Source organism: Mesorhizobium sp. B2-4-7 (assembly GCF_006442685.1).
Classification (GTDB): domain Bacteria; phylum Pseudomonadota; class Alphaproteobacteria; order Rhizobiales; family Rhizobiaceae; genus Mesorhizobium.
The window spans coordinates 1,143,365-1,168,975 of the sequence record NZ_VFVH01000001.1 but is presented as its reverse complement, the minus strand read 5'-3'; the positions used below and the strand labels follow the sequence as shown (position 1 = coordinate 1,168,975).

General features: G+C 61.9%; 26 protein-coding genes and 3 pseudogenes. 16 read left to right on the top strand and 13 right to left on the bottom strand.

Going from position 1 to position 25,611, the window contains the following annotated elements; all coding sequences use genetic code 11:
• Positions 1–284: 284 nt before the first annotated feature.
• Positions 285–3,044: a type VI secretion system ATPase TssH gene (gene tssH, locus FJ946_RS05810; protein ID WP_140566660.1), complete on the top strand. Its 2,760-nt coding sequence runs from the start codon at positions 285–287 to the stop codon at positions 3,042–3,044.
• A gap of 156 nt (positions 3,045–3,200) precedes the next feature.
• On the opposite strand, the gene FJ946_RS05805 is transcribed toward tssH, so the two are convergent.
• The 4 genes and pseudogenes from FJ946_RS05805 to FJ946_RS05790 all read right to left on the bottom strand — a co-directional run bounded on the left by FJ946_RS05805 (position 3,201) and on the right by FJ946_RS05790 (position 5,981).
• Positions 3,201–3,599 (bottom strand): hypothetical protein, encoded by a 399-nt coding sequence (locus tag FJ946_RS05805; RefSeq protein WP_140498284.1) that lies wholly within the window; start codon positions 3,597–3,599, stop codon positions 3,201–3,203.
• 527 nt (positions 3,600–4,126) lie between these two features.
• On the bottom strand, positions 4,127–4,339 hold the full coding sequence (locus FJ946_RS05800) for a hypothetical protein (RefSeq protein ID WP_181165313.1): 213 nt from the start codon (positions 4,337–4,339) through the stop codon (positions 4,127–4,129).
• Between the two features lie 194 nt (positions 4,340–4,533).
• Positions 4,534–4,650 (bottom strand): annotated as a pseudogene (locus FJ946_RS05795) (SDR family NAD(P)-dependent oxidoreductase); the annotation flags it as partial.
• 155 nt (positions 4,651–4,805) lie between these two features.
• Positions 4,806–5,981: an alkene reductase gene (locus FJ946_RS05790; RefSeq protein WP_140515112.1), complete on the bottom strand. Its 1,176-nt coding sequence runs from the start codon at positions 5,979–5,981 to the stop codon at positions 4,806–4,808.
• 111 nt (positions 5,982–6,092) lie between these two features.
• Between FJ946_RS05790 and FJ946_RS05785 the strand changes: the two genes are divergently transcribed.
• Positions 6,093–7,004, top strand: coding sequence for a LysR family transcriptional regulator (locus FJ946_RS05785; protein WP_140515113.1), 912 nt, complete (start codon positions 6,093–6,095; stop codon positions 7,002–7,004).
• Positions 7,005–7,026: 22 nt separating this feature from the next.
• Here the strand turns inward: FJ946_RS05785 and FJ946_RS05780 are convergent, their stop codons facing one another.
• Positions 7,027–8,454 carry a PLP-dependent aminotransferase family protein gene (locus FJ946_RS05780; protein ID WP_140515114.1) on the bottom strand — a complete coding sequence of 476 codons (1,428 nt, stop codon included), beginning with the start codon at positions 8,452–8,454 and terminating at the stop codon, positions 7,027–7,029.
• 85 nt (positions 8,455–8,539) lie between these two features.
• Between FJ946_RS05780 and FJ946_RS05775 the strand changes: the two genes are divergently transcribed.
• The 4 genes and pseudogenes from FJ946_RS05775 to FJ946_RS31065 form a co-directional block, all read left to right on the top strand.
• Entirely contained in the window at positions 8,540–8,953 is a 414-nt protein-coding gene (locus FJ946_RS05775) for a cupin domain-containing protein (RefSeq protein WP_140515115.1), read from the top strand.
• 13 nt (positions 8,954–8,966) lie between these two features.
• Positions 8,967–9,422: a carboxymuconolactone decarboxylase family protein gene (locus FJ946_RS05770; RefSeq protein WP_140498278.1), complete on the top strand. Its 456-nt coding sequence runs from the start codon at positions 8,967–8,969 to the stop codon at positions 9,420–9,422.
• A gap of 317 nt (positions 9,423–9,739) precedes the next feature.
• Positions 9,740–9,921, top strand: a pseudogene (locus FJ946_RS05765) (SDR family oxidoreductase); the annotation flags it as partial.
• Between the two features lie 3 nt (positions 9,922–9,924).
• Positions 9,925–10,212: pseudogene (locus FJ946_RS31065) on the top strand (NADP oxidoreductase coenzyme); the annotation flags it as partial.
• Between the two features lie 134 nt (positions 10,213–10,346).
• Here the strand turns inward: FJ946_RS31065 and FJ946_RS05755 are convergent.
• On the bottom strand, positions 10,347–10,934 hold the full coding sequence (locus tag FJ946_RS05755) for a TetR/AcrR family transcriptional regulator (RefSeq protein ID WP_140498277.1): 588 nt from the start codon (positions 10,932–10,934) through the stop codon (positions 10,347–10,349).
• A gap of 240 nt (positions 10,935–11,174) precedes the next feature.
• Here FJ946_RS05755 and FJ946_RS05750 point away from each other — a divergent pair, with 240 nt between their 5' ends.
• The 7 genes from FJ946_RS05750 (at position 11,175) to FJ946_RS05720 (ending at position 16,411) form a co-directional block, all read left to right on the top strand.
• Entirely contained in the window at positions 11,175–11,711 is a 537-nt protein-coding gene (locus FJ946_RS05750; protein ID WP_210239743.1) for an NAD(P)-binding domain-containing protein, read from the top strand.
• 46 nt (positions 11,712–11,757) lie between these two features.
• Complete coding sequence (locus tag FJ946_RS05745; RefSeq protein WP_140515116.1) at positions 11,758–12,711, top strand: SDR family oxidoreductase; 954 nt, start codon at positions 11,758–11,760, stop codon at positions 12,709–12,711.
• Positions 12,712–12,742: 31 nt separating this feature from the next.
• On the top strand, positions 12,743–13,363 hold the full coding sequence (locus FJ946_RS05740) for an NAD(P)-binding domain-containing protein (RefSeq protein WP_140515117.1): 621 nt from the start codon (positions 12,743–12,745) through the stop codon (positions 13,361–13,363).
• A gap of 46 nt (positions 13,364–13,409) precedes the next feature.
• Positions 13,410–14,519, top strand: a complete 1,110-nt coding sequence (locus FJ946_RS05735; protein WP_140515118.1) for an epoxide hydrolase family protein — start codon at positions 13,410–13,412, stop codon at positions 14,517–14,519.
• A gap of 10 nt (positions 14,520–14,529) precedes the next feature.
• Entirely contained in the window at positions 14,530–15,054 is a 525-nt protein-coding gene (locus tag FJ946_RS05730) for a hypothetical protein (RefSeq protein ID WP_140515119.1), read from the top strand.
• A gap of 177 nt (positions 15,055–15,231) precedes the next feature.
• Positions 15,232–15,579 (top strand): non-heme iron oxygenase ferredoxin subunit, encoded by a 348-nt coding sequence (locus tag FJ946_RS05725; RefSeq protein WP_181167172.1) that lies wholly within the window; start codon positions 15,232–15,234, stop codon positions 15,577–15,579.
• A gap of 316 nt (positions 15,580–15,895) precedes the next feature.
• On the top strand, positions 15,896–16,411 hold the full coding sequence (locus FJ946_RS05720; protein WP_140515120.1) for a hypothetical protein: 516 nt from the start codon (positions 15,896–15,898) through the stop codon (positions 16,409–16,411).
• Between the two features lie 299 nt (positions 16,412–16,710).
• Here FJ946_RS05720 and FJ946_RS05715 read toward each other — a convergent pair whose 3' ends face one another.
• Positions 16,711–17,313, bottom strand: a complete 603-nt coding sequence (locus FJ946_RS05715; RefSeq protein WP_140515121.1) for an NADPH-dependent F420 reductase — start codon at positions 17,311–17,313, stop codon at positions 16,711–16,713.
• 87 nt (positions 17,314–17,400) lie between these two features.
• Positions 17,401–18,135, bottom strand: coding sequence for an SDR family oxidoreductase (locus FJ946_RS05710; RefSeq protein ID WP_140515122.1), 735 nt, complete (start codon positions 18,133–18,135; stop codon positions 17,401–17,403).
• Positions 18,136–18,412: 277 nt separating this feature from the next.
• Between FJ946_RS05710 and FJ946_RS05705 the strand changes: the two genes are divergently transcribed.
• Positions 18,413–19,309 carry a LysR family transcriptional regulator gene (locus FJ946_RS05705; RefSeq protein ID WP_140566557.1) on the top strand — a complete coding sequence of 299 codons (897 nt, stop codon included), beginning with the start codon at positions 18,413–18,415 and terminating at the stop codon, positions 19,307–19,309.
• A 92-nt stretch (positions 19,310–19,401) separates the two neighbouring features.
• Complete coding sequence (locus FJ946_RS05700; RefSeq protein WP_140560466.1) at positions 19,402–19,971, top strand: GNAT family N-acetyltransferase; 570 nt, start codon at positions 19,402–19,404, stop codon at positions 19,969–19,971.
• 108 nt (positions 19,972–20,079) lie between these two features.
• On the opposite strand, the gene FJ946_RS05695 is transcribed toward FJ946_RS05700, so the two are convergent.
• A complete protein-coding gene (locus FJ946_RS05695) occupies positions 20,080–20,919 on the bottom strand; it encodes a hypothetical protein (RefSeq protein ID WP_140566559.1) in 840 nt (279 codons plus the stop codon).
• A gap of 556 nt (positions 20,920–21,475) precedes the next feature.
• Between FJ946_RS05695 and folP the strand changes: the two genes are divergently transcribed.
• Positions 21,476–22,252 carry a dihydropteroate synthase gene (folP, locus tag FJ946_RS05690; protein WP_246673096.1) on the top strand — a complete coding sequence of 259 codons (777 nt, stop codon included), beginning with the start codon at positions 21,476–21,478 and terminating at the stop codon, positions 22,250–22,252.
• A gap of 9 nt (positions 22,253–22,261) precedes the next feature.
• On the opposite strand, the gene pqqE is transcribed toward folP, so the two are convergent.
• Genes pqqE through pqqB form a run of 4 tightly spaced genes read right to left on the bottom strand, consistent with a single transcriptional unit; the run spans position 22,262 to position 25,363 of the window.
• Positions 22,262–23,383: a pyrroloquinoline quinone biosynthesis protein PqqE gene (gene pqqE, locus FJ946_RS05685; RefSeq protein ID WP_140566564.1), complete on the bottom strand. Its 1,122-nt coding sequence runs from the start codon at positions 23,381–23,383 to the stop codon at positions 22,262–22,264.
• Positions 23,380–23,673 (bottom strand): pyrroloquinoline quinone biosynthesis peptide chaperone PqqD, encoded by a 294-nt coding sequence (gene pqqD, locus FJ946_RS05680; protein ID WP_140566567.1) that lies wholly within the window; start codon positions 23,671–23,673, stop codon positions 23,380–23,382. The genes pqqE and pqqD overlap by 4 nt, the downstream gene beginning before the upstream one ends.
• Positions 23,670–24,428 carry a pyrroloquinoline-quinone synthase PqqC gene (pqqC, locus tag FJ946_RS05675; RefSeq protein WP_140566570.1) on the bottom strand — a complete coding sequence of 253 codons (759 nt, stop codon included), beginning with the start codon at positions 24,426–24,428 and terminating at the stop codon, positions 23,670–23,672. Before pqqC ends, pqqD begins: the two co-directional genes overlap by 4 nt.
• The gene (gene pqqB, locus FJ946_RS05670; RefSeq protein WP_140566572.1) at positions 24,425–25,363 is read right to left on the bottom strand and encodes a pyrroloquinoline quinone biosynthesis protein PqqB; all 939 of its coding nucleotides are present in this window, start codon (positions 25,361–25,363) and stop codon (positions 24,425–24,427) included. Before pqqB ends, pqqC begins: the two co-directional genes overlap by 4 nt.
• Positions 25,364–25,611: the final 248 nt, after the last annotated feature.

The window sequence follows — 25,611 nt, the reverse complement described above, 5'->3', positions numbered from 1 at the left end:
CCAAGGTTACCACACTGATGTGCCGTACGCCAATTAAAGCCGCTGCTTAAAAGCTAACGAAAGCTGACCACCGCGTGTTCGCTATGGGATGGCTTGGCGAGACTGCCGAACCCAATCGGCAAAATACACCACACGGATGCGCGAATTCTTCTGCCGCCAGTGGTTCGGGCTTCCAAAGGCTGACGGCCCCGCGAACGGCCTTGGCGACGCCGTCCATCGGGCGCTTTGTCAAGCGACGGCTTATGTGGCAGGTTGTCGACTGGCAGATTGCAGGAGCAGGTTCGATGGAACAGCGCCGGTCGTCACAGAGCTTCAAGCGTAAGGAACTGGTCGGCAAGCTCAATCCTGTCGGCGTGCGCGCCTTCAAGGCAGCCGCGGACACCGCCAAGCTGCGCGGCAACCCTTACGTCGAACTCGTCCACTTCATCGAGCAACTGGTGCTTTCCGATCGCTCGGACGTGCAAATGATCATCGCCGATGCGGGAGTGGATGCCAGCCGGCTCACGGCCGATATGACCCGCGCCGTGGACAAGCTGCCATACGGCGCCACATCGATCGAGGAATTTTCCGACCACATCTTTCATGCCATCCAGGAGGCCTGGAACTTGGCGACGCTTGAGTTCAGCGTCGAGGAAGTCCGCAGCGCGCATATTCTGCTCGCTTGCCTGAAGACCCCGGTCCTAGAAGGCCTGCTGTCGAAGATCAGCGGCGCATTCGACGAGATCGACGCCGACTCGGTGATCGCGCGGTTCGCCGATGTCATGGAGGGCTCACTCGAAGCTGGCACCTCGACCACGGTCTCCGCAACGGAGATGCCACGGCGGGCTCCGGGTGGGGATTCGGCGCTGGCGAAATACGCCACCGACCTGACCCAGCGCGCGCGCGACGGCAAGATCGATCCCGTCGTCGGCCGCGACCCCGAGATCAGGCAGATCGTTGATGTGCTGATGCGGCGGCGGCAGAACAACCCGATCCTGACGGGCGAAGCCGGGGTAGGCAAGACCGCGGTCGTCGAGGGCTTCGCCTTGCGTATTGCCCAGGGCGATGTACCGCCGATGCTACAGGGCGTCAGCGTGCGCATGCTCGATGTCGGTTTGATGCAGGCCGGGGCAAGCGTAAAGGGCGAGTTCGAAAAACGGCTTAAGGCTGTAATCGACGAGGTGCAGTCGTCCGAAACACCGGTTATCCTTTTTATCGATGAAGCTCACACCTTGATCGGCGCAGGCGGCCCTGCTGGAACCGGCGACGCGGCCAATCTCCTGAAGCCGGCGCTGGCACGCGGTGAACTGCGTACCGTCGCGGCAACGACCTGGGCTGAATACAAGCAGCACATAGAAAAAGACCCGGCGCTGACCCGTCGGTTTCAGGTGGTAAAGATCGACGAGCCTTCCGAAGCTGTGGCCGTTCTCATGTTGCGCGGGGTGGCCGGAGTTCTCGAGCAGCACCACCGGGTGCAGATACTGGATGAGGCGATCGAGGCGGCAGTGGGCCTGTCACACCGCTATATCCCGGCGCGGCAACTACCCGACAAGGCGGTAAGCCTTCTCGACACCGCTTGCGCCCGGGTCGCAATCTCGCAGCATGCCACGCCGGCCGAGCTCGAGGATATCATACGGCGGCGCCAGGCGCTGGAGGTCGAGCACGGCATCATCGATCGTGAGGCGGCGATCGGGATCGAGGTGACCGAACGGCAGGCACGGGTCGACACCGGACTTGCCGAAACAGGGGTCGCGCTGGCTGCCGCGCAACAACGTTGGGACCGCGAAAGAGTTTTAGTTGCCGAGATACTCGAATTGCGTGCCCGACTGCGCGGCGACGGTATGCCGCTCGATGCGATGGAAACGCCAGCGGATGCCAACGCCTCTGAGTCTGAGTTGCCTGAGATCCAAACGCCCAAGGACAAGGCATCCGATCCCAAAGTGAAAACGGCTGTTGCCGATGGACTTCCACCTGATCCGGTCGCCGATCTTACCCGGTTGCGCGAACGCATGGCTGAACTGGCCGAGGCGCAAGGCGAGGCGCCGCTGATCCTGCCCTCGGTTGATCGAAATGCCGTGGCCGCGGTGGTCCAGGACTGGACCGGCATCCCCACGGGGCGCATGCTGTCGAGCCAGACCGAAAAAGCCCTCCGGCTCGCGGCCACTCTGTGCGAGCGCGTGGTTGGCCAAGAGCATGCCATGGAGATGATCGCCAAGCGTGTGCAGACCAGCCGCGCCGGGCTCGGCGCGCCGGAAAAGCCGGTGGGGGTGTTCCTGCTTTGTGGCCCCTCCGGCGTCGGCAAGACCGAAACCGCGCTGGCCTTGGCGGAGACGCTTTATGGTGGCGAACAGAACCTGATCTCGATCAACATGTCGGAGTTTCAGGAGGCGCATACTGTCTCGACTTTAAAGGGAGCGCCCCCCGGCTATGTCGGCTACGGCAAGGGTGGCATCCTGACAGAGGCGGTTCGGCGCAAACCCTATTCGGTGATCCTGCTCGACGAGGTCGAGAAGGCGCATCCGGACGTCCACGAAATCTTCTTCCAGGTTTTCGACAAGGGCATGATGGACGACAGCGAAGGGCGGCGCATCGATTTCAAGAACACATTGATCCTGCTCACCTCGAACGTCGGCTCTGAAGTCATCATGGACCGGACGAGGAACGGCACGGTTCGGACCGGCCTCGAAGATCTGGATACGGCCTTGCGCCGGCCGTTGCTGAAGGTTTTTCCGGCGGCGTTTCTTGGACGGGTGGTAACCATTCCTTACTACCCGCTGTCGGATTCGATGATCGAGGCGATCACCCGTCATCAGTTCGCCAGGATCGCTCGCCGGCTGCGTGCAACCAGTGGCGCGGAACTGGTGATCGGCGACGGCGTCATCGATCTGGTCAGGGCACGCTGCACGGAAATCGAATCCGGCGGGCGGATGATCGATGCCATCTTAACCAACACGCTTCTGCCGGAATTAAGCCGCGGCGTGCTCAACCGGTCGCTTGACGGTGAAAAGATGACGAAGGTGACCGTCGGAGCCTCCGACGGGGGCTTTACTTATTTCTTCGAGTAATTTGGGCGGATGGTACCGGCGCATCAAACGGCTTTGCATCCGCGCGGTGGATTGAAGGATGTCTTCCACGGCATGGCGCAAAGAGCGCGGCGAGGCTTTTGTCCGCGCTTGCGTGCAAAAGGCAACCAAGCACGCAAAGGAGTTTCCTTTGGGCTGCTAGACCGCTCGCCGTCGCTTGCCGTCATAGTCCCCGGGTGTGCTCATTCTGGCCCCTGGATTATACTGAACGTGAATATGCGGAAACATAGGCCCTTGATCGTTCACCAGGACTAAATACTTGGCCTTGCCAAGTTCAGAGTTAAGCTCCTGCTGCAAAAAGTATCCTAAAAGGATTGACAACATACCGGTCCCGCGATCCGCCAGCTTTTTCGTCCTAATATCAACCGCATTGCCGGAATGATGCAGGGACCAGCGGGAATGATTATACCACTCTTTTCCAGCAGTAAGCTCAAGCTCAAGCCGCCTCGGCGCATGTTGTCTGAAAACGCGTCGAATTATCGGAATGGCCTCCTGCATTTGCGGGCTGAGGCCGCTTTCAATTGTTCTCTCCCTCATCGCAATCTCCATGAAAAGAAAGCGTCATTCCCTTACCACAACTATTACACCTACGCCTCATCCATGAATATCGCAGGGCCGAGATCAAGCTTTTTGTGAGTGCAAACGTGATGCCTCAGATCGTATGCAAGCCGGTGCACCATGCCATGTTGCCGTCGTCGCCCATTTTGGCGAGCGGTTCCCTGTCATGCATCGTGGCAGGATCGTCGAGTTCGGCCCACCACCGGATCATTACTGACCCCCACTCAAACGTCGCCGAAACCCGCGACGTAAGGTGCTGAAAACAAAAGTAAAACATTCCATAGATAATCAGCAACAATCGGCACGCAGATAGCTACTTTGTCGGCAGGTAGTCGTGCGAAACCATCGTCCCAATTCGCCAAGCGCCCGATGGGCTCACGGCAATTGGGGATTGCTGGTGGATTGCGGTAATTCGTTTGGTTGTACTGGAATTTGATACGAGTGTCATTCCAAGTACCTGGCGACCATCGGCCACGCCGCAAGTTGGCGGCTATCTGCAGCCAGCTTTAAAAGCCAATGACCATCCACGGATCGGTGTCGTATCCGAGGCGCGGCTTTTCCGGGGTTGCTCCATCCGGCATTTTGGCCGTGCCAGTCAAACCGCAGTCCAGATCTCTCACCGGCTTCTTGGTCGAATGCTTCGTAGAGCACAGGGCCGCAGCATCACCGACCACCACTTTCTTTTCCTTGGCAATGGTGCCACCAGTCGCAGCGATCATGATAGCCGCGCAAAATATAGCAACTCTCATCGTACTCCCCCACGGTTGCGCATCCTCAAGATGCCGGACATTACGTTATGTCATTTTTATATTAGCACAAGCGAATATTTAATCCTCACGCCCGCCTCCTGCCAATGGCCTCGAGGCGGGCTGCTCTTCCATTTCGCGATGGCCTTCACGCCAAGCTCGTCCGCTGGATCATCGCCACGAGCGATGCCGACAACGTGATGACCGTCGGCGGCGAGCCGCGCCGAGAGCGCGCGGCCGATGCCCTTGCTGGCGCCGGTGACGAGAAATGTTCGCTTTGTCATGATGTTTCTGCCTGTCGTGAAAGAAGGGCGGTCAGGCGCACCCAGATCCAGGATCTGCGCGGGCACAGGGCGACTCCGCCGGAACCTATGGAGGTCGTCTCGACCGGCAGGAGTGCGTGGCGCTGCGCCGGACTCCTGCTCGGCCTATCGTCGTGTCAGGCGGCCCTGCTTGCGGCGCCATTCTTCGAATAGGTGGGGAAGTCCGTGTACCCCACCTCGCCATTGCGGGTGTAATAGACGGACCGGTCCGCTACGGCCAATGGCCAGCCGCTCCGAAGACGCTCGACGAGATCCGGGTTCGCGATATACGGCCTGCCATAGGCAATCAGGTCCACCAGCCCGGTAGCGAGCGCGGCTTGGGCACGCTCGACGTCATTGAAGCCGCCGCACCATATGAACGCGCCGGGGAACGACGCTCGCGCCTTGGCGAGCATGTCATGGTCGAGATGGCGCGCCTCGAACGTGGCCGATTCCATGTTGCCGTCGGGCAGCAGTTCGTAGAGCAGATGGACATAGGCCACGCCGCGGCGCCCGAGCTGCTCGACGATGTACAGGAACGTCTCCTCGACGAGCGGATCAGCGGGCATTGAACCATATTTGCCGAACGGTGAGAGGCGAACCCCCACGCGTCCCGCGCCGAATTCCGCCACGACCGCGTCGACGACTTCCATCAGGAAGCGCGCACGATCTTCCATGCTGCCGCCGCCGTAGCGGTCGGTGCGGGTGTTGAGCACCGAGTTCATGAACTGCTCGATCAGATAGCCGTTGGCGGCATGGATCTCGATGCCGTCAAACCCGACCTCCCGCGCATTGGCGGCGGCTTTGGCGAAGGTTCCCACCATGGCCGTCACTTCCTCGGTGCTGAGCGGCCTCGGCGTCTCTGCCGCCATGAAGCGCAACCGGCCGTCCGGGCCATGGGCGAACACCTCTGAGCCGACGGCCTGTTCCGCGGTCACGCCCACTGGCGCCTGGCCGTTCGGCAGAAGCGAGGAATGCGCCAGTCGGCCGACATGCCACAGCTGCATGAAGATGGTGCCGCCCTGACGATGAACCTCTTCGGTCACCGGGCGCCAGGCCTGCTTCTGGGCTTCGGAGTGAATCCCGGGAATCCGCGCGTAGCCGTGGCTGGACTGATCCACGTCGTTGACTTCGGAGATGATCAGGCCGGCGCTAGCTCGCTGACCGTAATATTTGACGGTCAGTTCGTTCGGGAGGTCGCCATCTGTCGGAAGAGCACCCTCGGAGGTGCGGGTGCGCGTCATCGGCGGCATGACGATGCGGCTCGTGAGGTGGACGGGACCTAGATCGAAGGAATCGAATAGAGAGGGCATGGGGCGGCTCCTGTGGAGAATTAAAGCTCCAGAAGATATAAAGGGATACTCCTCAGCAGATTAGTGCCGGCCTGGTGGACTCACTATTGCGTTTGAAGCTACAATAGGCGGATGAACTCGCGTTTCGATGGCATCGCCGAATTCGTAGCCGTTATTCGGCTCGGTAGTTTCACCGCGGTTGCGGCGGAAATGGGCATGGCCAAGTCCGCGATCGGCCGGGCGGTGTCGCGTCTGGAGGCGCGCTTGGGCTCCAAGCTGCTCCACCGGACGACCCGCCGCCTGACCTTGACGCCTGCCGGAGAGGCCTGGCTGGAGCACTGCGTCGCGGCACTCGACGAACTTGAGCGTGGCGAGAGCGCCCTCGCGCTCGCGCGGGACACGCCTGGCGGCGAAGTCCGCATCGATCTCCCGACGGCGTTCGGTCGACTGCACGTCATGCCCGTACTGTTAGGGGTTGCGAAACGCTATCCGGCGCTGAACCTCAATGTCAGCTTCACCGACCGGCGGATCGACCTGATCGGCGAAAACATCGACCTCGCCGTGCGTATCGGCAATCTTGAGGATTCGACCGACCTCGTCGCGCGACAGATTGGGGTCCAGCAGACGGTGATAGTCGGAGCACCTGGCTATCTCGCACGGCGGGGCGTTCCGCGATCCTGGAGCGATCTTGCCGGACACGATTGCATCGTCGGACGACGGCAAGGCAACCGCATCGCCTGGCTGATGAAGCAACCCGACGGCTCGACAGCGCGGCAGGCCGTCCCCGTCAAGCATGAACTGCAGGATTTCGAGACGGTGCTAATGGCCGCTAAGGCAGGACACGGTCTGACGCAACTTCCGTCATGGATGGTGGAAGGCGATCTTCAAGACGGGGCCCTTCAGATTGTCCTGGAGGGCCTGTCAGGCGGCGAACTGCCGATCAGCGTCCTGTGGCCGCAGACAAAGGCGCTGCCGGCGAAGATTCGCGTTACCATAGACGGCCTCGTTCAGTGGTCGCTTGTTTCAACGAGTGTCGCTGCCTAGCAACGTCTTACTTGGAGCAGTCTCAAATCGGCTGTCCGCCGTCGATCCGCCTAATCGCCTCGAAGAGCCGATCACAGGATTTTGCCAGGTTCTTGCCCGGCGTGGTGGCGACCCCGAGCAAGAGGCCGGATTCGGCAGTGGCGGGCGACGCATACCACGCGGAGAGCGGTGCGGGGGACATCCCGAAGGCCGAAACCTCGCGCGCCACGGCAATGTCCGATATTTCCCTCGGCAGCTTCAGCAGCACGGCCAGGCCCGGCGTTGCAATCTGGTCAGCATTCACATTCGCCCAAAGCTGCTCGAGCAACGTCGCGCGCCTTGCGACATAGGCCCGCTTCGTGCGGCGGAGATGGCGAATATAGTGGCCCTCCCGCATGAATTCGGCGGTCGCGAGCTGCACTGCCGGCCCCGGGGCGGGCGCTAAGCACGCCGCGACTTCAGCGAAAGCGCATACGAGGCTGGCCGGCACGATCACGAAACCCAGCCGAAGGGTCGGGCTGATTGTCTTGCTGAAGGACCCGATGTGAATGACGCGCCCGTCGCGGTCGAGCGACGCGAGCGCCGGCGCGGCCCTGCCGGTCAGCTGAAGCTCGCTCAGATAATCGTCTTCGATCACCCAGGCCTGGGTCGAAGCTGCCCATTCGAGCAGGCGCAGGCGCCGCTCGAGCGACAAGGTCGAGCCGAGCGGCGCATGTTGACCCGGTGTGACCAGGGCAAGCTTCGCGGTCGGATGCTGGCACAGTGCGTCATCGAGATCGATGCCGTTGCAATCGACCGGGACCGGAGCGAGAGACAAACCGGCGAGTTCGAGCCCCTTTCGGGTCCATGGGAAACTGGGCTCCTCGATCCAGGCGGTCTCCCCCGCCAGCTTCAGAACGGATAGCGCCAGGCCGAGCCCCGCACCGAAACCTCCAGTGACAATGACCTGCGACGGCAGACAGATGATGCCCCGTGCTACGGCGAGGTAGCCAGCGATTTCCCGCCTCAACTCGAGTTCGCCGCGAGGATCGGGGTAGAGGGGGGCGGCAGCGGCTTCGGCGCGGATGGCGTGCGCGCGCATCCGCGCGAACAAGGTGGCGGGGAAGATATCGCTTGCGGGGATGCCCATCTGGAAGATGCCGGGACCCTGCGTCATCTCCTGATAAATCCGCATGAAGGAGCCTTCGTCCGGCACCGGCTCGGATATCGCGACGGCGCGGGGGCGCTTTGCGACGCGCGTTCCCTCGGCTGGCGTTGCCTCGATCAACTGGGCGGCCGCGAGCTTCTCATAGGCTGTCCGGACAGTGCCGCGCGCGACGCCCAGCTGTGCTGCCAGGTCCTGCCATGAGGGCAACCGTGCGCCTGGTTCCAGCGCGCCTTCCTCGATTGCGACGGCCACGCCCTTGCGAATTTGCTCCGCAAGGGAAGTCTTGGCGGCGCGATCCAAATCCAGGTCCAGCGGCTTGCTCATGAAGCCTCAGTACACGATTTTTTTGCGTTCTTGGTGCTTTTTCCTGGCCCGATTCGCCGGCATCTATACGGGCAAGGAGATGCCAATGCGAATTCGTGCCATTTTCACCGCCGCCTGCGCCGCGATTGCCATCGTCGGGCCGGCCTGGGCGCAGGACGACCAATCGGAGACGGTCACGCCGAAGTTCGAGCAGGTGATCCCGAACATCCCCGGCAAATCGATGGTCGTCGTCGAGGTCGATTATGCGCCGGGCGCCGCTTCCCAGCCGCACCGGCATGCCAGGTCCGCCTTTATCTTCGCCTATGTCGTCTCGGGCGAGATCGAGTCCAAGGTGAACGATGGCGAGACCCGCATCTACAAAGCGGGCGAGAGTTGGTCGGAGCTGCCCAACGCAACCCATTCGGTCAGCCGCAACGCCAGCAAGACCAGGCCAGCGAAGCTGCTTGCGGTCTTCGTCGTCGATTCCGACGACAAGGCCCTCACTACTCCCCTCAATTGAACGGATCGGAACGATGGCCAAGAGGCTCGACTACAACCAGATCGCCCCGAGCGGCGCCAAGGCGCTCGGCACCGTCTACGGCTATGTTCTCCAGAGCGGCTTGCCTGCCGAACTGGTCGAGCTCGTCTATCTGCGGGTCTCCCAGATCAACAACTGCGCCTATTGCCTTGACATGCACACGCGTGACCTCGTCAAGAAGGGCGTGAAGATCGAGAAGATCGCGCTGGTGCAAGCCTGGCAGGAAGGCGGCAGCCTGTTCAGCGAGAGAGAGCGCGCCGCGCTTCGCTGGGCCGAGAGCGTGACCAATGTTGCACAGACCGGGGTTCCGGACGCCGCCTATGAAGCCGTGCGTGCCGTCTTCGATGAAAAGCAGCTCGTCGACCTGACGATCGCGATCAGCCTGATGAACAGCTACAACCGAATGGCCATCAGCTTTCGGAATACGCCCCAGGCCGTTCTCGAGAATTGATGGAGCAGAATAATGAATGGTAACGTGATTTCCAGGATCAAGATCCCGGACAGCAAATTGGCGCGCGAGGCGACCGAGTTCGTTCGCGACAGGAATCGAGTTCCTTTTCAATCACTCTGTTCGCTTGCGCCTTCTGGTGATCGTAACCTGACAGATGGCGGCCCTAAGGAGAGGCGGCTCAACTCGCAAGCCGGCAGCCCCATTGTCGTCGGTCAGGAGTGTGCACGGCGATTCCGAAACCGGCCGTTCCGTATGCGGCCTGAGAAGCGGTACACTTACGTTTCAGCTTGGACTTTGCAGCTATTCCCGCTTGCATCGCGACCGAACTCGCGACCGAAGCGCTCGGAGAGGACGGCTGGAAGGCTTAAGGCTCAATGACTGCGTTTCAGCGCATGGGCGATCCGGCAGAGCTCGGGGCGGCGGCACCCTTCCTCGCCTCATCGGACAGCAGCTTCATGACAGCGAGGTAGCGGTCGACGGCGGCCTAGCCCAACTCTGACAGCCGTCTTCCAAGTTCATTGAGCAGGCCTTCTCAGGTGCAAACTGGTCAAGGGTTTCAATCATTTGACCGCTGCCATCCTTGACAGGATCCGGCCGTAAAGGGCGGCAGGAGAGTCATATTCCTGGCGAGCGATGATGAAGACGCCGCGGCGCAGATTGGTACGCTCGCGGAAAATCTCGGCTTTGCGCCGATAAAGCTAGGCGGGCTTTCCGAAGGCGACTGCTCGTGCAGGCGCGCAGGAACAGCTGGGGCCGGCTGGTCTTCAAGGACCTGGTCAAGTTTGACTGATGAACATGACGTCCCCACCGGCAGGGACACGATGCACGCATCGGATCGAGCACTATCCGATGCGTGCGGCCGAGGTGATGCTTGGAAGCAAACGATGAAGTGCTCCGCCTCTCGTCAGCAGTATGATGAAATACTTAGTTTTGACGGTCGAGCGCAGCAGAAGCCGATCCGGTCGACGGGTTCGCCAGGATGGCGCCCGTAATGATGCGAAAGAGATGATCGGCCCGCGGCGCGAATGAGGGTTGGTCGACCGCCCAGCCGAGCGCCGTCATCAGGGCGAACAGGTCATCCCCATTCATGTCGGGCCGCGCCGCGCCTTCGGCCTGTGCGCGGAGCAGCAGTCGCGCGCTCGCCGAGTGCACCGCTGCGCATGAAGCGTAAAGAGCGGAATTCGGATTCGTGTGGGCGGCGGCCATCATGGCGACGACGCCCCTATAGCTTTGGGCGAACGCCAACCACTCCTGGAACCAGGAGATGAGCGCTTCGTCAGGCGAATCCGAGGTTTCGAGTTCATCTGCCCTCTGAGTCAGTGCGTCCAGATTCGTACACAGCAGCGCCTCGAACAGGGCTTCTCGCGTCGGGAAATGACGAAGCAGCGTGGCTAACCCGACCTCGGCCCGACGGGCGATATCGCGCATGGACGCATTGATACCGTGCTCGGCGACGACGTCACGCGCGACCGCGAGGATATGGCTGTAATTTTTTTTTGCGTCGGCTCGCATGAGATGCCTTGATAAGCGGATCAGTGATCCGTATATGTGGATCGATGATCCAGTTACTAAGCGGATCGGTGAACCACTAAATAGAGTGCGTCTGCACAAATGGCAACAAAGGCGCTGCCCGCCCCGCAAGGAAAATGAACATGAGCACTATCAGCATCATCGGGTCAGGCGGTATGACCGCAGCGATCGGCGACCTTGTCGCCAAGGCCGGACACACCGTCGAGGTGATGAGCCGCGACAGTGCCAAGTCGCGGGCGCCGGCCGAGCAGGTCGGAGCCGGCGCGACGACCGGAACATTTTGGCGCCGCTCCGGTCGGGGACATTGTCATCCTGGCGGTTCCCTATTCGGCCGTTCTCGACGTGGTGAAGCAGTACGGCGAAAAGCTGGCAGGCAAGCTCATTGTCGACATCACCAACCCCATCAAATCCGACTTCACGGGTTTCTTGACTCCTGAAGACAGTTTCGGCGCGCAGGAGATCGCCAAGGTTGCTCCTGCCAATGCCACTATCGTCAAGGCGTTCAACACCCAGAACGCCCGGGTCTTGGCTGCCGGTCCAATCGGGGGCCATCCATTGGACGTGTTCATCGCCGGGGACGACTCTCAAGCGAAGGCGCGCGTCTCGGCGTTCATCGACAGCCTCGGACTACGTCCGATGGATACCGGGCGGCTGATTATGGCCCGAACGCTGGAGCACGCCTGCATGCTGTGGCTGGGCCTCATGACCCACTCCGTCAAACACACCAACTTCTCAATCCGCGTCAGCCTCCTCGGCTGAGCCCGCGGCACCACGTCTCGCATCACATTACCCAAGGAGCAGCAGCATGCGCGTTTTCGTTACTGGCGGGACCGGCCATATCGGTTCGTATGTCATCCCCGAGCTCATCGCGGCCGGACATGAGGTCATTGGCCTGGCCCGGTCGGACACGTCCGCGACTGCGGTATCGGCACTCGGCGCCAAGGTACGTCGCGGGGATATCACCGACCTCGATGGGCTCAAGGTCGCGGCGGCGGAGTCCGACGGCGTCATCCACGTCGCGCACCGGCAAGACCTGCTGCCCTCCGGCGGGATCGACGCCGTGGCAGCCGCGGAGCTCCAGATCATGCTCGCCTACGGCGAGGCGCTGGCGGGGACCGGAAAGCCGCTCGTCGTCTCAGGGAGCATCGGCTCGCCGGGGTGGGAAGGCCTGGGCCGGCCAGCCACCGAGGAAGATCCGGCTCTTCCCGGCGGCGAAGCATACAAGGGCACCCTGCGGGTTCGCAACGCCGTGGAACTCGCCGTGATCGGCATAGCGGGACGGGGCGTGCGGTCTTCGGTCGTCCGAATTCCTCCCATCGCGCACAGCACGACCGATGCCGGCTTCCTCCAGCTGCTGATCGGTCTCGCGAAGGAGAAGGGCGTAATCGGTTACCCCGGAGACGGCGCGAACCTCTGGCCGGCTGTGCATGCCCGCGACCTGGCCTCCCTGTTCCGCCTGGCGCTGGAGAAGGGGCCGGCTGGCAAATATTGGCACGGGATTGAGGGCGAGGGCATCCGGTTCCGCGAGATCGCTGAGGCCATTGGCAGCCGTATGGGCATGCCTGCTGTGCCCATCCCTGCGGACGTACTGATGTTGCCAGGCTTCTTCGGCTTTCTCGCGAACTTGGTCACGCTGGACCTTCCGGCGTCCAACGCCATCACCCGCCAGACGCTCGGCTGGGAGCCAGCTCAGCCGGGCCTGCTCGAGGACCTCGACAACGGCCACTACTTCCCGGCGGATCGTATCGCGATCCCGTGATCCGTCCACCCAACTCACAAGGAGACAACACATGAGCACTATCAGCATCATCGGCTCAGGAGCCATGGCCGCCGCGATCGCGGGCCGTGCCGCCAAGGCCGGACATACCGTCGAGGTTGTCAGCCGCGACCCCGCCAAGGCGCGGGTGCTCGTCGACCAACTTGGAGTCGGAGCGACCACCGGGACATACGGCGCCGCCCCCGCGGGCGACATCGTCATCCTCGCCGTGCCGTACAGCGGTGCCGCGGCGGCGGTAGCCGACTTTGGGAAAGCGCTCGATGGCAAGGTGATCGTCGACATCGCCAACCCGGTTGCCCCCGACCTCTCGGGCCTCGTCACGCCCCACGGCAGTTCCGGCGCGCAGGAGACCGCAAAGGGCCTCCCCGCCGGCGCGCATGTTGTGAAGGCATTCAACACGATCTTTGGTCACGTGCTTGCGAAGGGTGGACGGCTCGACGCGTTCATCGCAGCCGACGATGCGGAGGCGAAAGCGCGCGTCTCGACGTTCCTCGAAAGTCTCGGGCTGCGTCCGCTCGACGTGGGCGGCTTGCACATGGCCCAGACGGTGGAGGCGCTCGGTTTGATGATGATTGGCCTCGCCAAAAACGGCGCCGGCACCTGGAACTTCGCTATGAACGTCGATATCGGCTGAACCACCGACATCAGCCCTCCGCTGCACTACAGCCAAGGAATCGATCATGATCACTCCCTTCCAGATTCCCTATGATGCGGACCAGGCCGCTGACCTTCGTAGCCGCCTCGCACGGACGCGTTGGGCCGACGCGGTAACTGACGACTGGACCATGGGAACCGAGCGCGGCGTCCTCAACCAGTTCATCGATTTCTGGCGTGACGGCTATGACTGGGCGCAGCGACGAGACCGGCTTAACCAGCTTCCCCATTTCCGGACGACGGTCGACGGCCATGGCATACACTTTCTGCATTTTCGCAGCGGCCAAAGGGGATCGATCCCGCTACTGCTGATGAACGGCTGGCCGTCAAGCTTCGTGGAGTTTCAGCGTATAGCACCGCTGCTTACCCAGGGAACGCCGGCATTCGATGTCGTGATTCCCACCATGCCCGGCTTCGGCTACTCGGACAGGCCAACCCGGCCCTACGAGGCGGAGCCCAGCGACCTCTATCCGAAGTTGATGACGATGCTGGGCTATGGGCGGTTCCTCGTGGCCGGGACTGACATCGGCTCCGGCCTTGCCACCCGGATAGCGCTTCGGTATCCGGCGCGTTTGCTGGCTCTCCATGTCTCGGCGGTCGCGCCGAAGCCGATTCCAGAAGATGCATCGCCCCTGTCGAAGGCCGAGATCGACTATGACGAGCGCCTCCAACTGTGGAGCCGGGAGGAAGGGGGCTATCAGGCGATCCAGAGCTCGAGGCCACAAACTCTCGCCTTTGGGCTTGCCGACAGTCCTGTTGGCCTAGCCTCGTGGATTGTCGAGAAATTCCGGGCCTGGACGGACTGCGATGGCGACGTCTTCTCTGTCTGGCCCCTCGAAGCCTTGATTGACACCCTGATGATCTACTGGATGACCAACACGATCGGGTCGTCTGTCCGCTACTATTACGATGCCGCCCGGCTGCGGCCGCCGCTGCGGGCAGATGACTTCGTGCATGTCCCCACCGCCGTCGCGATGTGGCCACATGATCTGGCGCTCGCGCCGCGCGAGCGGGCCGAGCGGCTCTACAATGTGCAGAGTTACACCGTCTTTCCGCGTGGCGGGCATTTTCCGGCCTGGGAAACGCCGGAACTCTACGCCGACGATTTGCGAAAGATCGCGCTCGCCGCGATCTGAACGAACAAGCGTGTTCCGCTTCACCCACGAGCGGGCACGGCTCGTGGAGATTGCCCGCCAGCGGCGTGCCGAGCAGGCGCGGCTGGCCAAGCTCGAAGAACAGCGGGTGGAATATCTCGATCGCAAGCTCGCGCAGCCAGAGCAGCGTGATCGACTACGGACGTTTCTGATGACGCTTCCCGCTGACTCCATCTCCGAGGAAGCGTTCGGGCGAAGAAGGAAGGTTACCGCTAGAGCCATTCACGGTCCACGATCTTCGGCATACGGGATCAGTGTTTTGGTACATCTGCCCCAGACGATTTTTCCATCCTCGAAGCGAGCTAGCAAGTCACTATCGTCGCCAATTGCCGGCTTGATGCTGCCTTGGCAGCCCGCTTCCAAGTTCGCGTTTCCGGCTCCTTTGGAGCGTTCCGTGCACGAATTGCAGGCCCCTCCGGCCGTTCGCATCGCGATGGACGTGAGGGCATTGTTTCTGATCACCAGATTGGCGCTTCGCGCATTGTCTCGGGCACGACCGGTTCGAACCCTCCGATAGATCTCCGTGCCTGACATATCGCCGCGTCCGGCTGCCATGCAGCCGTATTTTCGGCGATTGCTTGCCTGTGGTCGATCACTCGGCATGGGGTTCATCGATATCTCTATTCCCACAATGAATTTGCGAGCGAAGGAAAGAGAACGAAAATAAACGAAACAAACGGACATGGGGAGGCGCATGGACGCGCAGACTAATCCAGAAAGCAGGCAGTGGATCCAGGCGGTCCGTGCCGACAGTCTTCCTGTCGACGATGCGACGCGCATCGAGCACCAGGGGGTATGTATCGCCATCTTTAATCTTGCCGGCAAGTTCTACGCCACTTCAGGCATTTGCACGCACGCCCACGCCTTCCTTTCGGAAGGCTATATCGACGGCCAGACGGTGGAGTGTCCTTTGCATCAGGGACTGTTCCACATCCCCACCGGCACACCGCTTTCACCGCCCGTTACCGAGCGGCTGAAGACCTACGAAACCAAGGTGTCGGACGGCTACGTCCACATCCTGGTGGAAGGAGGAGTGACTTGAACTTGTCGGGATATATCCCGGGCTGAAAGCAAATATGGAGGAGACCTAAAATGCTGAAATTATCACGTCGCCATCTGCTGAAGACAGCCGCGGCGCTTTCCGTTCTCGCTGCTGCACCGCTGACGACAGTTCCGGCCTTCGCCGAAGACTCCGTCCACGCCGTTCTCAATGGCCTGATCAAGAAATACTCCGACGAAGCCAAGGCGGGCATATCGAATGCCGACGTCAGTGCGCTGTTCGAAAAGGACGGTTCCGGGACTATCTCGACGTCTATCCGGTCGGGGACCTCGCCGGCGGATTCGTCTGGAAGCCGGGCATGGGCGCCAGCTTCGTCGGCCCTTACAGCAAGCTGCAGATCAAGGCGCCTTTCACGGATTATCTGCCGTTGCCTGAAGGTCCGGTGCTCGACGCCAGCAAGAAATATCGCATCGGCCTCCTCTTCCATGGCTTCAACCATCCCTGGCTGATCAGCCTCGCCGACACCGCCGCCTGGGAAGCCAAGCGCCATCCGAATATCGAACTGGAGGTCATCGACGCCGAGTTCGACGACAACAAGATGGGCCAGGTGATCGATACGTGGATCGCCAAGCAATATGATGGCATCGTGCTGTGGCCGAACCGTGAAGCGCCGATAGGCCCGCCCGTGGACCGTGCCATAGCCGGCCTTGGCGCCGGCATTGTTTCCAGGACCGAGTACCTTCCGGACGATCGTTTGACGGCGCTTTCGATCTCGGATCACAAGCCGTTCACGCAATCCTTTGCGGCGTGTCTGAAGGTTCGCCAAACGCTACGTCCGATAGAGGCTTTCATGCAGCTGGTCAGGGATCATTAGACTGACCGCGGTACTTCCGCCCTTTTAGGGCGTTGCCCAGCAACCAAGTGCCTTTTTGCGCCGCCGCATGGCATTGCTGCCGGCGCAATCGGTCAGTCCGCAGCCCAAAGCTCTACGACAAATTGCGGCCGCCGCATGGCGCAGGCTTGACGGCTCCCCGCTCTTCGAACGGCGCCTATACGCCGTTAGGCCCACCCCAGCCTTCGCGACCTTGTGGTCTTCAAATATTCGGTCGCGCGCTGCTCGAAGAAGTTAGCGCGCGACCAGGTCTCGGCGTCGATCACGCGGTCGTAGATCGACTACTGCTCCTTCTTGAACAAATCCTGGAAGATGAGGTGGCCCCAAGTGCGGCCGCGTGCGTGCACAAGCGCGCCACCCTCGTCGAGCTTTCCCAGCTTGACGGGTGCGAACCCGAGTTGTTTGGCCAAGGCCGCCACGGGGGCGGTCGCGTCCTCGTCGTCACCAGACAGAAAGACGACCCGGTGGCCGCCCTCGACGATCGGATCGGCAGCCAGGGTGGCCGCAGCCAAGTGATTGAACCCCTTGACGAGCTTGGCGCCGGTGAACGCCTTCGCGACGAAGGCCGAGGACGGGAGACCGTCCAGCTCGTCGGGGAGAACTCCAAAAGTGTTCATCGCGTCGATGACCGTCTTGCGTTCCCAGTCCGGCAGGGCCTTCGCGACCTCGCGATGCTCCCAGAACGGGACCGCCAAGATAATTGTGTCGGCCTCGAGCGCATCCCGCAGCGACTTGGCGATGACCGTGGGTCCAATCGCCCGAGCCTGCGGCGCCAATGCCTCGGGCGGCCGCCGGCTCGCGACGGCCACCTTGATGTTCTTACGGGCGAAGGCCTGGGCGAGGGCTTGGCCTATTTTACCGAATCCTACAATCGCGTAACTCATAGTACTTCTCCGATCCGTGTTGATGTCGATTCCCGGCCCTCAACGGCGCTGGTTAATTGAGGGAAGTGGCCGGCCGGGCGTGGCGCGTCAGAGTTGCGCAAGGCCCCCGTCGACGGCGACCTCGCTGGCGGTCATGAAGCTGCTGTCCGACGACGCGAGAAAGGCGGCGACGGCGCCGATCTCCGCCGGATCGGCCATTCGCTGGAGCGGCGTCATCGCGGCGAAGACCTTCTGGCCCTCCTCGCCCAGCGCTTCCTTCGCGAGTTCGGTGGCGGTCGCCCCGGGCGATAGCACGTTGACCCGGATGCCGGTGCCCTTCAGGTCCTCCGCCCAGGTCCGCGCGAGGTTGCGCACTGCCGCCTTGCTCGCGCTGTAGGCGCTCATTGCCGCGGCGCCCGTGGTGCCGGCGCTCGATCCGGTCAGGATTACCGAACCGCCCTTGCCCATCAGGGGCAGCGCCTTCTGGACAGTGAAGATCGTACCCTTCACATTGGTGTCGAAGGTTTCGTCAATGTGCTCGGCAGTGATCTCGCCGAGCGCAAGCTGGCTTCCCGCCCCGGCATTGGCGAAGACGATGTCGAGGGTTCCGCGCTCGGCCTTTACCGTCGCGTAGAGTCGGTCGAGGTCGGCCTCATCCGAGACCGAGCCCGTCACCGCGCGGGCATTGGGCCCGAGCTCGGCCAGAGCCGCGTCGAGCGTTTCCTGCCGGCGGCCGAAGATGAAGACGAAGGCGCCCTCCTCGATGAAGCGCTTTGCCGCGGCGCGGCCGATGCCGGTAGCGCCGCCCGTGATGACTGCAACCTTACCGTTTAGCTTTCCCATGACTTTTCCTTCCAGGCTCTGTCTTTGATCGTTCGGGAAGAACACCGAGAGCCTGGAAATAAGTCTGCAGGGGTCAGGCTTTGAGTGCGGAAGGGCGCACATCGGTGGTGCAAAATCGATCCGGTCGGACGACTGCCGCCAGCCGCGACGAATCGGTGTCCGTCGTTCGGAATTGGGCCGCGCTCGTCGACATAAGCTATGATAACCGCCCACACTGCTGTACGACTGCGTTGGATACGGGCTTTGGAAAGCGCACCGCGCGGTGCGGGATCGCGCCATGATCGACTGGGATGATGTTCGCTATTTTCTGGCCGTGTCGCGCGGAGGCTCGGTGCGAGCTGCCGGCGAGCGCCTCGGTGTGAACCACTCGACCGTGCTGCGACGCGTTGCACAGCTCGAGGAACGCCTCGGGACGCAGATGTTCGAAAAGCTGCCTTCGGGCTACCGCCTGACGGCTGCGGGCGAGGAGGTGCTCGAACTCGCGAACCAGATGGAAGCGTCGTCGCACCAGTTGGAGACACGCGTCTTCGGGCGCGACCAGAGCGTGCGCGGGCTTCTGCGGGTGACATTGGCTCCGACCCTCGCGACACACCTGCTCATGCCGGATTTCGCCGAGTTCGCGCGTCGGCATCCGGACATCGAGATGGACGTCTTGTCGTCCGGGGAGCTGGCAAATCTGACCAACCGAGAGGCCGACGTGGCGATCCGCGTCGTCTATGACCGCAAAACCCTGCCGCTCAATCTTCACGGCCTGAAGGGGCCGGAGTTGTTCGGCGGCGTCTATATGTCCCGCGATCGACTGGCGGCCTGGCATGCGAGCGCGCCTGATCCCATCCGGTGGATCGTCATAAGCATTCATGGAATTCCGGGCTGGGCCCGCGAGGGCGAGGTTCGCACCACGGGGGTTCCATTCAGGACCACGGACGCCGAGGCGCAGATCGTTGCTGTACGGCAAGGGCTCGGGATCACGACACTGCCGTGCTTCGTCGGAGATGCCGACCCCCTGCTGGTGAGGGTGCCGGGCACCGACCTGCACATGTACGGAACGCTCTGGCTTCTCACGCAGGGGGAGACACGCAAGACGAAGCGCGTGCGGCTCTTCACCGAGTTCGTGTCCCGCAGGCTCGCGGCGTACGCTCCGCTTCTCGCGGGACTGTCCATATCGCGCGACTGACGCTTGGCGGGTTGACGGCCTGCCTTGCCGACGGCTTTCTGGTCGCCGCTTTCCGGCTATCATTGGCGCCGCCTCAGGTGGAAAATGCTTCGATGGAAACTGTCCGATTTCCCAAGCTCACGACACCAAGGCTCGTGCTTCGGGCGCCGAGAAAACGGGATATCCCGGCATGGTTTGCGCGCGCGACGGATGTCGAATCCGCCTCTCTTGCCGGCGATCCTGTTCCCGACGACATAAGCGCGGGCGAGCGATGGTTCGCCCGTTCGCGTCAGCGGTTCGCTGACGGTACGGCGATCCAGTGGTCCATAGATCAAGTAGGAGTTTCGGAAGCGATCGGGACAATAACCCTGTCCTTCGGCGCAACCGACGCCAAGGCAGCCGCATTGGGATTTGTGCTCGCGCGTGCGCATTGGGGGCACGGACTGGGCAGCGAGGCGGCGCGCGAAGTTCTCCGCTACGCTTTCGAAACTCTGGCGCTTGAACGGGTGACGGGCGAAGCGGCGGCGCGCAATTTTGCCTCGGTGCGGATATTTGCGAAGCTTGGATTCAAACATGTCGAAAGCTTCATCGACGAGTCCGACGGCGAGCGTTGCGAGCGCTTTACGCTCGACCGAGACATCGGGCCGTCACTGTTGGCAAGCAACGCCATGCCGGACTGCTAGGGCTCTGAGCCATGGCAAATAGCGTGCTCCGGCGAGTCGATACTGACATGCGCTTGCGCGCCTCTCTCGACAAGACCAACGGCTGGACGCGATCGAGCGCAGCCAGGTTCAGTTGGTGCTGGTTGTGGCTGTGAACCCGCACTGCTTCTGTTCCATATCGATCTGCTTCGTGATGCGGACGGCGTTCTGTGCGTAGGCTTCCGTCACGGAGCCACTATTCACGGTCTTGTCCTTTAGCGGACTCACGCCTGCGCAGAGGTGGAAAACATGCGGCTCGGTGGACTTCGCGGCTCCGTTTTCGGGCGCGATCCAGTAGACGACGTCCTGACCTGCGGGGTGGCTCGCGTCTCGCGTCGCCGCCGCCACCGCGGCGGTGTCCGTGGCGATCGCCTGCGCCTGAGCGGCGACGTCGGGCGAACAGGCATTGGTGGGCTGCCCCGACTTGATCTGGGCTGCGCATGCGTTCATATCCTGGGTGTATTGTTCGACCGACGGGGGTTTGAAGCTGATCCCCATGACCGTCGCGAGCACGGCCAGCGCAGCGCCGACGCCGCCGGCAACCTTCTTGGTCCGCGGGTCCATGTTTTTGTCGGTGAGGATGAGGAAAACCAGCGGGAGAAAGGCAATCAGCGTGATGATTGCGCCGAGCTGGTTTTGGAAGAAGAACCTGGCCGTGTCGGATGCACGGGCCGGATCATGCCTGTTCGCCGCCTTCCACAGCAAGTTGCCGGCGATTGCGAAAATCGCGATGCCGACCAGAAGGCCGATGATCAGCGGCAGGTGTGCCTGATCGAATTTGTTCTGGCGAAGCAGAATAATCCCGTAGATTTCGCCGCCAATGGCGACGATCCACGAGAGTGCGGCGAAAAGACGAAGACGCGTGGCGGAGGACTTCTGGCCCTGCGTCGCTTGCCAATCCTTGGTAACGTCTGACTTGTTGTCGGTCATTGACCAGATCCCCTGATATCGACACTTAGGCGGGCGGCGTTAGCAGCGTCATTGAACGAGCATTACTTGCCTTAGCGATGCGGGCAAAATGTGAGCGCCACGGCAGGCTTAATCCTCATACATATTGCGCATGAGTGAATCCGTCCATACTCATTGAGGCAGACGCCTATGCAGCGATGGCTCCGTTAATCTCTGGCCCGAACTGACGACACCAGCCGAAAATCGAAATTGCCATTGCCATCTCCGTGGTTCCTTCCTCGGCGGCTTTCGCACACCCTGCGGCGCCCGAACATTCGCTTCTCGCACTGTGGGGTTATGATAGCCTGGGCGACCGAAAGATCGAATACGACGCGAATTCCACAATGACGATGACCACGACACCAACTGCGGTATTGCGTGGCATGGAGCTCAGCATCCCTCGCGAGAATGCACCCGGCAGACTATGTCCGAGCGATCACCAGGGAGGCGTGGCGTCGATGCTCGCCGCGCTCGCCCGATGAACCGTTGGCAACTTGCTCATGGACGGTATCTCGATCTTGGTGCGAGATCGTTACTGATGGGGATCTTGAACGTTACGCCGGACAGTTTTTCCGACGGTGGAGAATTCGATCGGCCGGAGCGGGCACTCGAACAGGCACGGCGTATGATCGGCGAGGGCGCGGCGATCATTGATGTCGGGGGCGAGTCCACCAGGCCCGGCGCCGGCAGCGTTTCGGCGCTTGAGGAACAATCGCGTATCCTCCCGATCATCGAGGCGCTGTCGTCGGACGGCGACTGCATCGTTTCGGTTGACACCTATCGGGCCGAGACGGCGCATCTCGCGGTCGCGGCGGGTGCACATATCGTCAACGACGTACACGGCCTGCAGCGCGAACCCGACATTGCGCACGTCGCAGCGGAAGCCGGCGCTGGCCTCGTCATCATGCACACCGGGCGCGACCGGGAAAAATTGGCCGATGTAATCGCCGACCAGTTCCTGTTTCTGAACAGATCGCTGGAGATCGCTCGCAACGCCGGCATTCCGGACGACTGCATCGTGCTGGACCCAGGCTTCGCTTTCGCCAAGAGCGGAGAGGAGAACCTTGAACTCATGGCTCGCTTCGGCGAACTGCGCGCTCTTGGTTTTCCATGGCTCGTCGGCACCTCGCGCAAGCGCCTTGCCCATCACCTGGTCGCCGAAAGCGACGAAGGGCGGGACGTTGGCACAGCGGCAACCAGCGTCATCCTGCGATTGAAGGGTGCTTCGATTTTTCGTGTGCACAATGTCGGGATCAATCGCGATGCCCTGGCTTTCGCCGACGCAGTGCGCGAGCGCGAGAATACGGCGGAATGAAAGAACCTGTCAGGCGGGCTCGGTCACGACGCCGATACGCCTGTAGGTGAATGGTTCGTCCTCCGAAGGAACTGTCGCGGTGCGCTTGGCTTCGTCGATCAGCATCGCCATGCGCGCGTGGATCGGCGATTTCGCGCAAGCCGGATCCGTTGCGGCGGCATCGCCGGCGATCGCCATCGCCTGGCAGCGGCAACCGCCCCAATCGATCTCGCGTCGTTCACAGCCGCGACAGGGTTCCTGCATCCAGTCCGTGCCGCGGAAGGCATTGAACGCCGGCGAATCGGCCCAGATCGAGGAGAGGGTGTGTGGTTTGAAACGCTCGAAGCTGAGCGCCGGGATCGTCTGCGCGGCATGGCACGGCAGCACGGTGCCGTCAGGCGCCACCATGAACGCGTCACGCGCCCAGCCACCCATGCACGGTTTGGGGTAGATGGCGAAATAGTCTGGTGTCACGAAATCGATGTTGATAATGCCGGCCAGCCGCTCGCGTGCTTCCGCGACGATTTCCGCCTGCCGGTCGACTGCTGCACGCTCGGGCATCAGCTGATCGCGATTGATCAAAGCCCAGCCAGCGTACTGGACGTTGGCGATCTCGAGCCTCTCCGCGTCCAGCGAAAGGGCAAGATCGATGAACTCCGGTACCTCCTCGATGTTATGGCGATGGATCGGCGCGTTGATGGTGAGAGGCAAGCCGGCAGCTCGCGCGCGGCGTGCCGTCTCCAGCTTCTTGTCGTGGCTGCCTTTGTGGTTGCCGATGCGTTCGGTGGTCTCAGGCCGTGCGCCCTGAAAGCTCAATTGCAGATGGTCGAGCCCGGCTTCGGCAAATGCTTCGATGCGGCCTTCGGCGATGCCGACGCCCGCGGTAATCAGATTTGTATAGACGCCGCGCGCTGAAAGTCCGGCGATCAATTGCTCGAGGTCGCGGCGCAGCGTCGGCTCACCGCCTGACAGATGCACCTGCAGAACACCGAGATCGGCGGCCTCCGAGAACAGGCTGAGCCAGGTCTGTGTGTCGAGTTCGCGATTGGCCTTCTGTAATTCGAGCGGGTTGGAGCAATAAGGACATTGCAGCGGGCAGCGATGTGTCAGTTCCGCCAGCATGCCGATAGGAGGGAGGAGGGGCGTGTTCATAGCTTCACCAGCAGCTTGTCCGACCACTCTTGCAGGAAGGCGATGACGTCGGCCGCCACGGCCTCCTCCTCGGCCTCATAATCCGTGGCAAGGCCGGCGATGATTTCGCCGACCGTGGACCGTCCGTCGCAGCGCCGCAATATGTCGAGGCTGATATCGTTCGGCCAGAATATTCTCTCCGGTGAAAGCACGGCGAACGCCTGCCGCACGGAATCGTACTGTATGCGCACGTGCTTCGGCAGGAAGGGTATCGATCGCAGCGACACCCAGGCTCTTTCGCGCAGCATCATGGGGCTGCCTCGGGGCGGAAGGCGCCGGGCGGTATGTTTCCCGGCTCGCCATAGGCGTGTTGAAGCGCATCAAGCATGGCCCAGAGTATATCGCATTTGAACACCAGCGCATCTATTGCCTGCTGCTGGCGTTCCGCCGTATCAGCATGGCTGAGCACGTAGGTGAGGGCGAAGTCGGCGTCGCGCGAGGCTTGTTCGGGCCGTTGCTTGAAATAGGCCAGCGTATCCTCGGTGATATAATCGTATTTGGCCAGCATCGCCGGTACGCGCTCGCCGATGATGAGCGGTGAGAACATCTCGGTCAGCGACGACGCGACCGCCTCCAACAGCGTCCGGTTGGTGCAAAAGGAGAGATAGGCCCCCACGGCGAACCGTGTCGCCGGCAGTGCCAGCCTTTCGCTTTTCACGGCCTCGGCGTTCAAGCCGAGCGAGGTTGCCAGATGCAGCCAGCGCGCGATACCGCCGCTCCAGCCGTCCTCGCCATCATGGTCTTCGATACGTTTGCGCCAGGCGGCGCGAAACGCCGGATCCTCGGCATGTGCGAGGATCATGGCATCCTTGCGCGGGATGACAGCCTGGTAGCAATAACGGTTCAGCGCCCAGGCCTTCATCTCGGCCTTTGACAGCGCGCCGCTGGTCATCCTGTGATGGAAGGGATGATGATTGTGGTAGCGCTCGGCGCCGACCTGCCTCAGCACGGCTTCGAGATCGCTCGTGGACAGGCCGCCTTTGGCCGCATCGCGGAAATCGTTCAAAATTCCATCTCCATGCCGTCGCCTGCGACTTCCCATCCTGCCGCCTTGACCGCCGCGTGTTCGGCCGAATTCTCGTCAAGGATCGGATTGGTGTTGTTGATATGGACGAAGACGCGGCGGCCCAGCCTCACATCGGCCAGGCTGGCGATCGAACCCGCGTCTCCCGAAATCGCCAGATGCCCCATGCGCGCGCCGGTTTTCTGACCGACGCCGGCGACGATCATCTCGTCGTCGGTGTAGACAGTGCCGTCGAACAGAAGACAGGCTGCATCGCAAAGACGCGCGCGCAGCGTCGCATCGATGCGCGCGCAGCCTGGGATGTAGAAGACAGAATCGCGGCTGCCGATACCCGCAATTCGGACTCCAATCGTGTCACCGGCGTCGGAGCTGAAATTGGCATCCGGATGGTCTTTGTCCTCCAGATAGAGTGCTATCTTTCCAGGCACCGGAAAGCTCTCGATCATCACGCCGGTCTCGCTGCCTTCGGCATCGCAGATGACCAATTCTTTCGCTGTCGGCAGGATGCGCCGCGGCACGACCGCCGGATCGAGAACGTTGAAAATCGAATTCGCCTCCAGCGTCGCCAGAACCTGCGCCGTTGCATAGATGGCGAAAGGCTGCCGCTCGCGCAGGCTGAGCAGTCCGGCGATATGATCGACATCGGCATTGGTCAGCACCACCGCGCGGATAGGCGTCGAACGCAGCGGCGCGTGGCGCGCAGGTTGCAACTCTGGCGTTGCCGCGATCTGCTGGCGAATGTCGGGTGAGGCATTGAAAAGAACCCAGCCGACGTCATCCGTCGAAGCGATGACACTTGATTGGGTTCGTGAATGCACGCCAGCCATCCCGGAGCGGGCCGCACGACTGAGACGATAATTACAATTCCATTGCGGAAAGCCGCCGCCTGCCGCCGATCCGATGATCCTCAAATGCATGAAAACGCCCGCCCCGCGGCTTCTCTGACCAGCAGGCAATTTGCAGCCCTGAAAAGTGCCGCGCGCGCCCTACACGCGTCAAAACCTTTCGCCAAAACCCTTGCGGGGATGCGTGCCCCTGTTGCCAGGGACACGCACCTCTGCGGCCTACCTCTTGGGAGTAATTTCGGCAGGCAGATACCGAGAAATTTCCATGCCCGCAGCAACCTGGCACATGGTCGGTTTTTTCCAGTTCTTCTTCATGACAT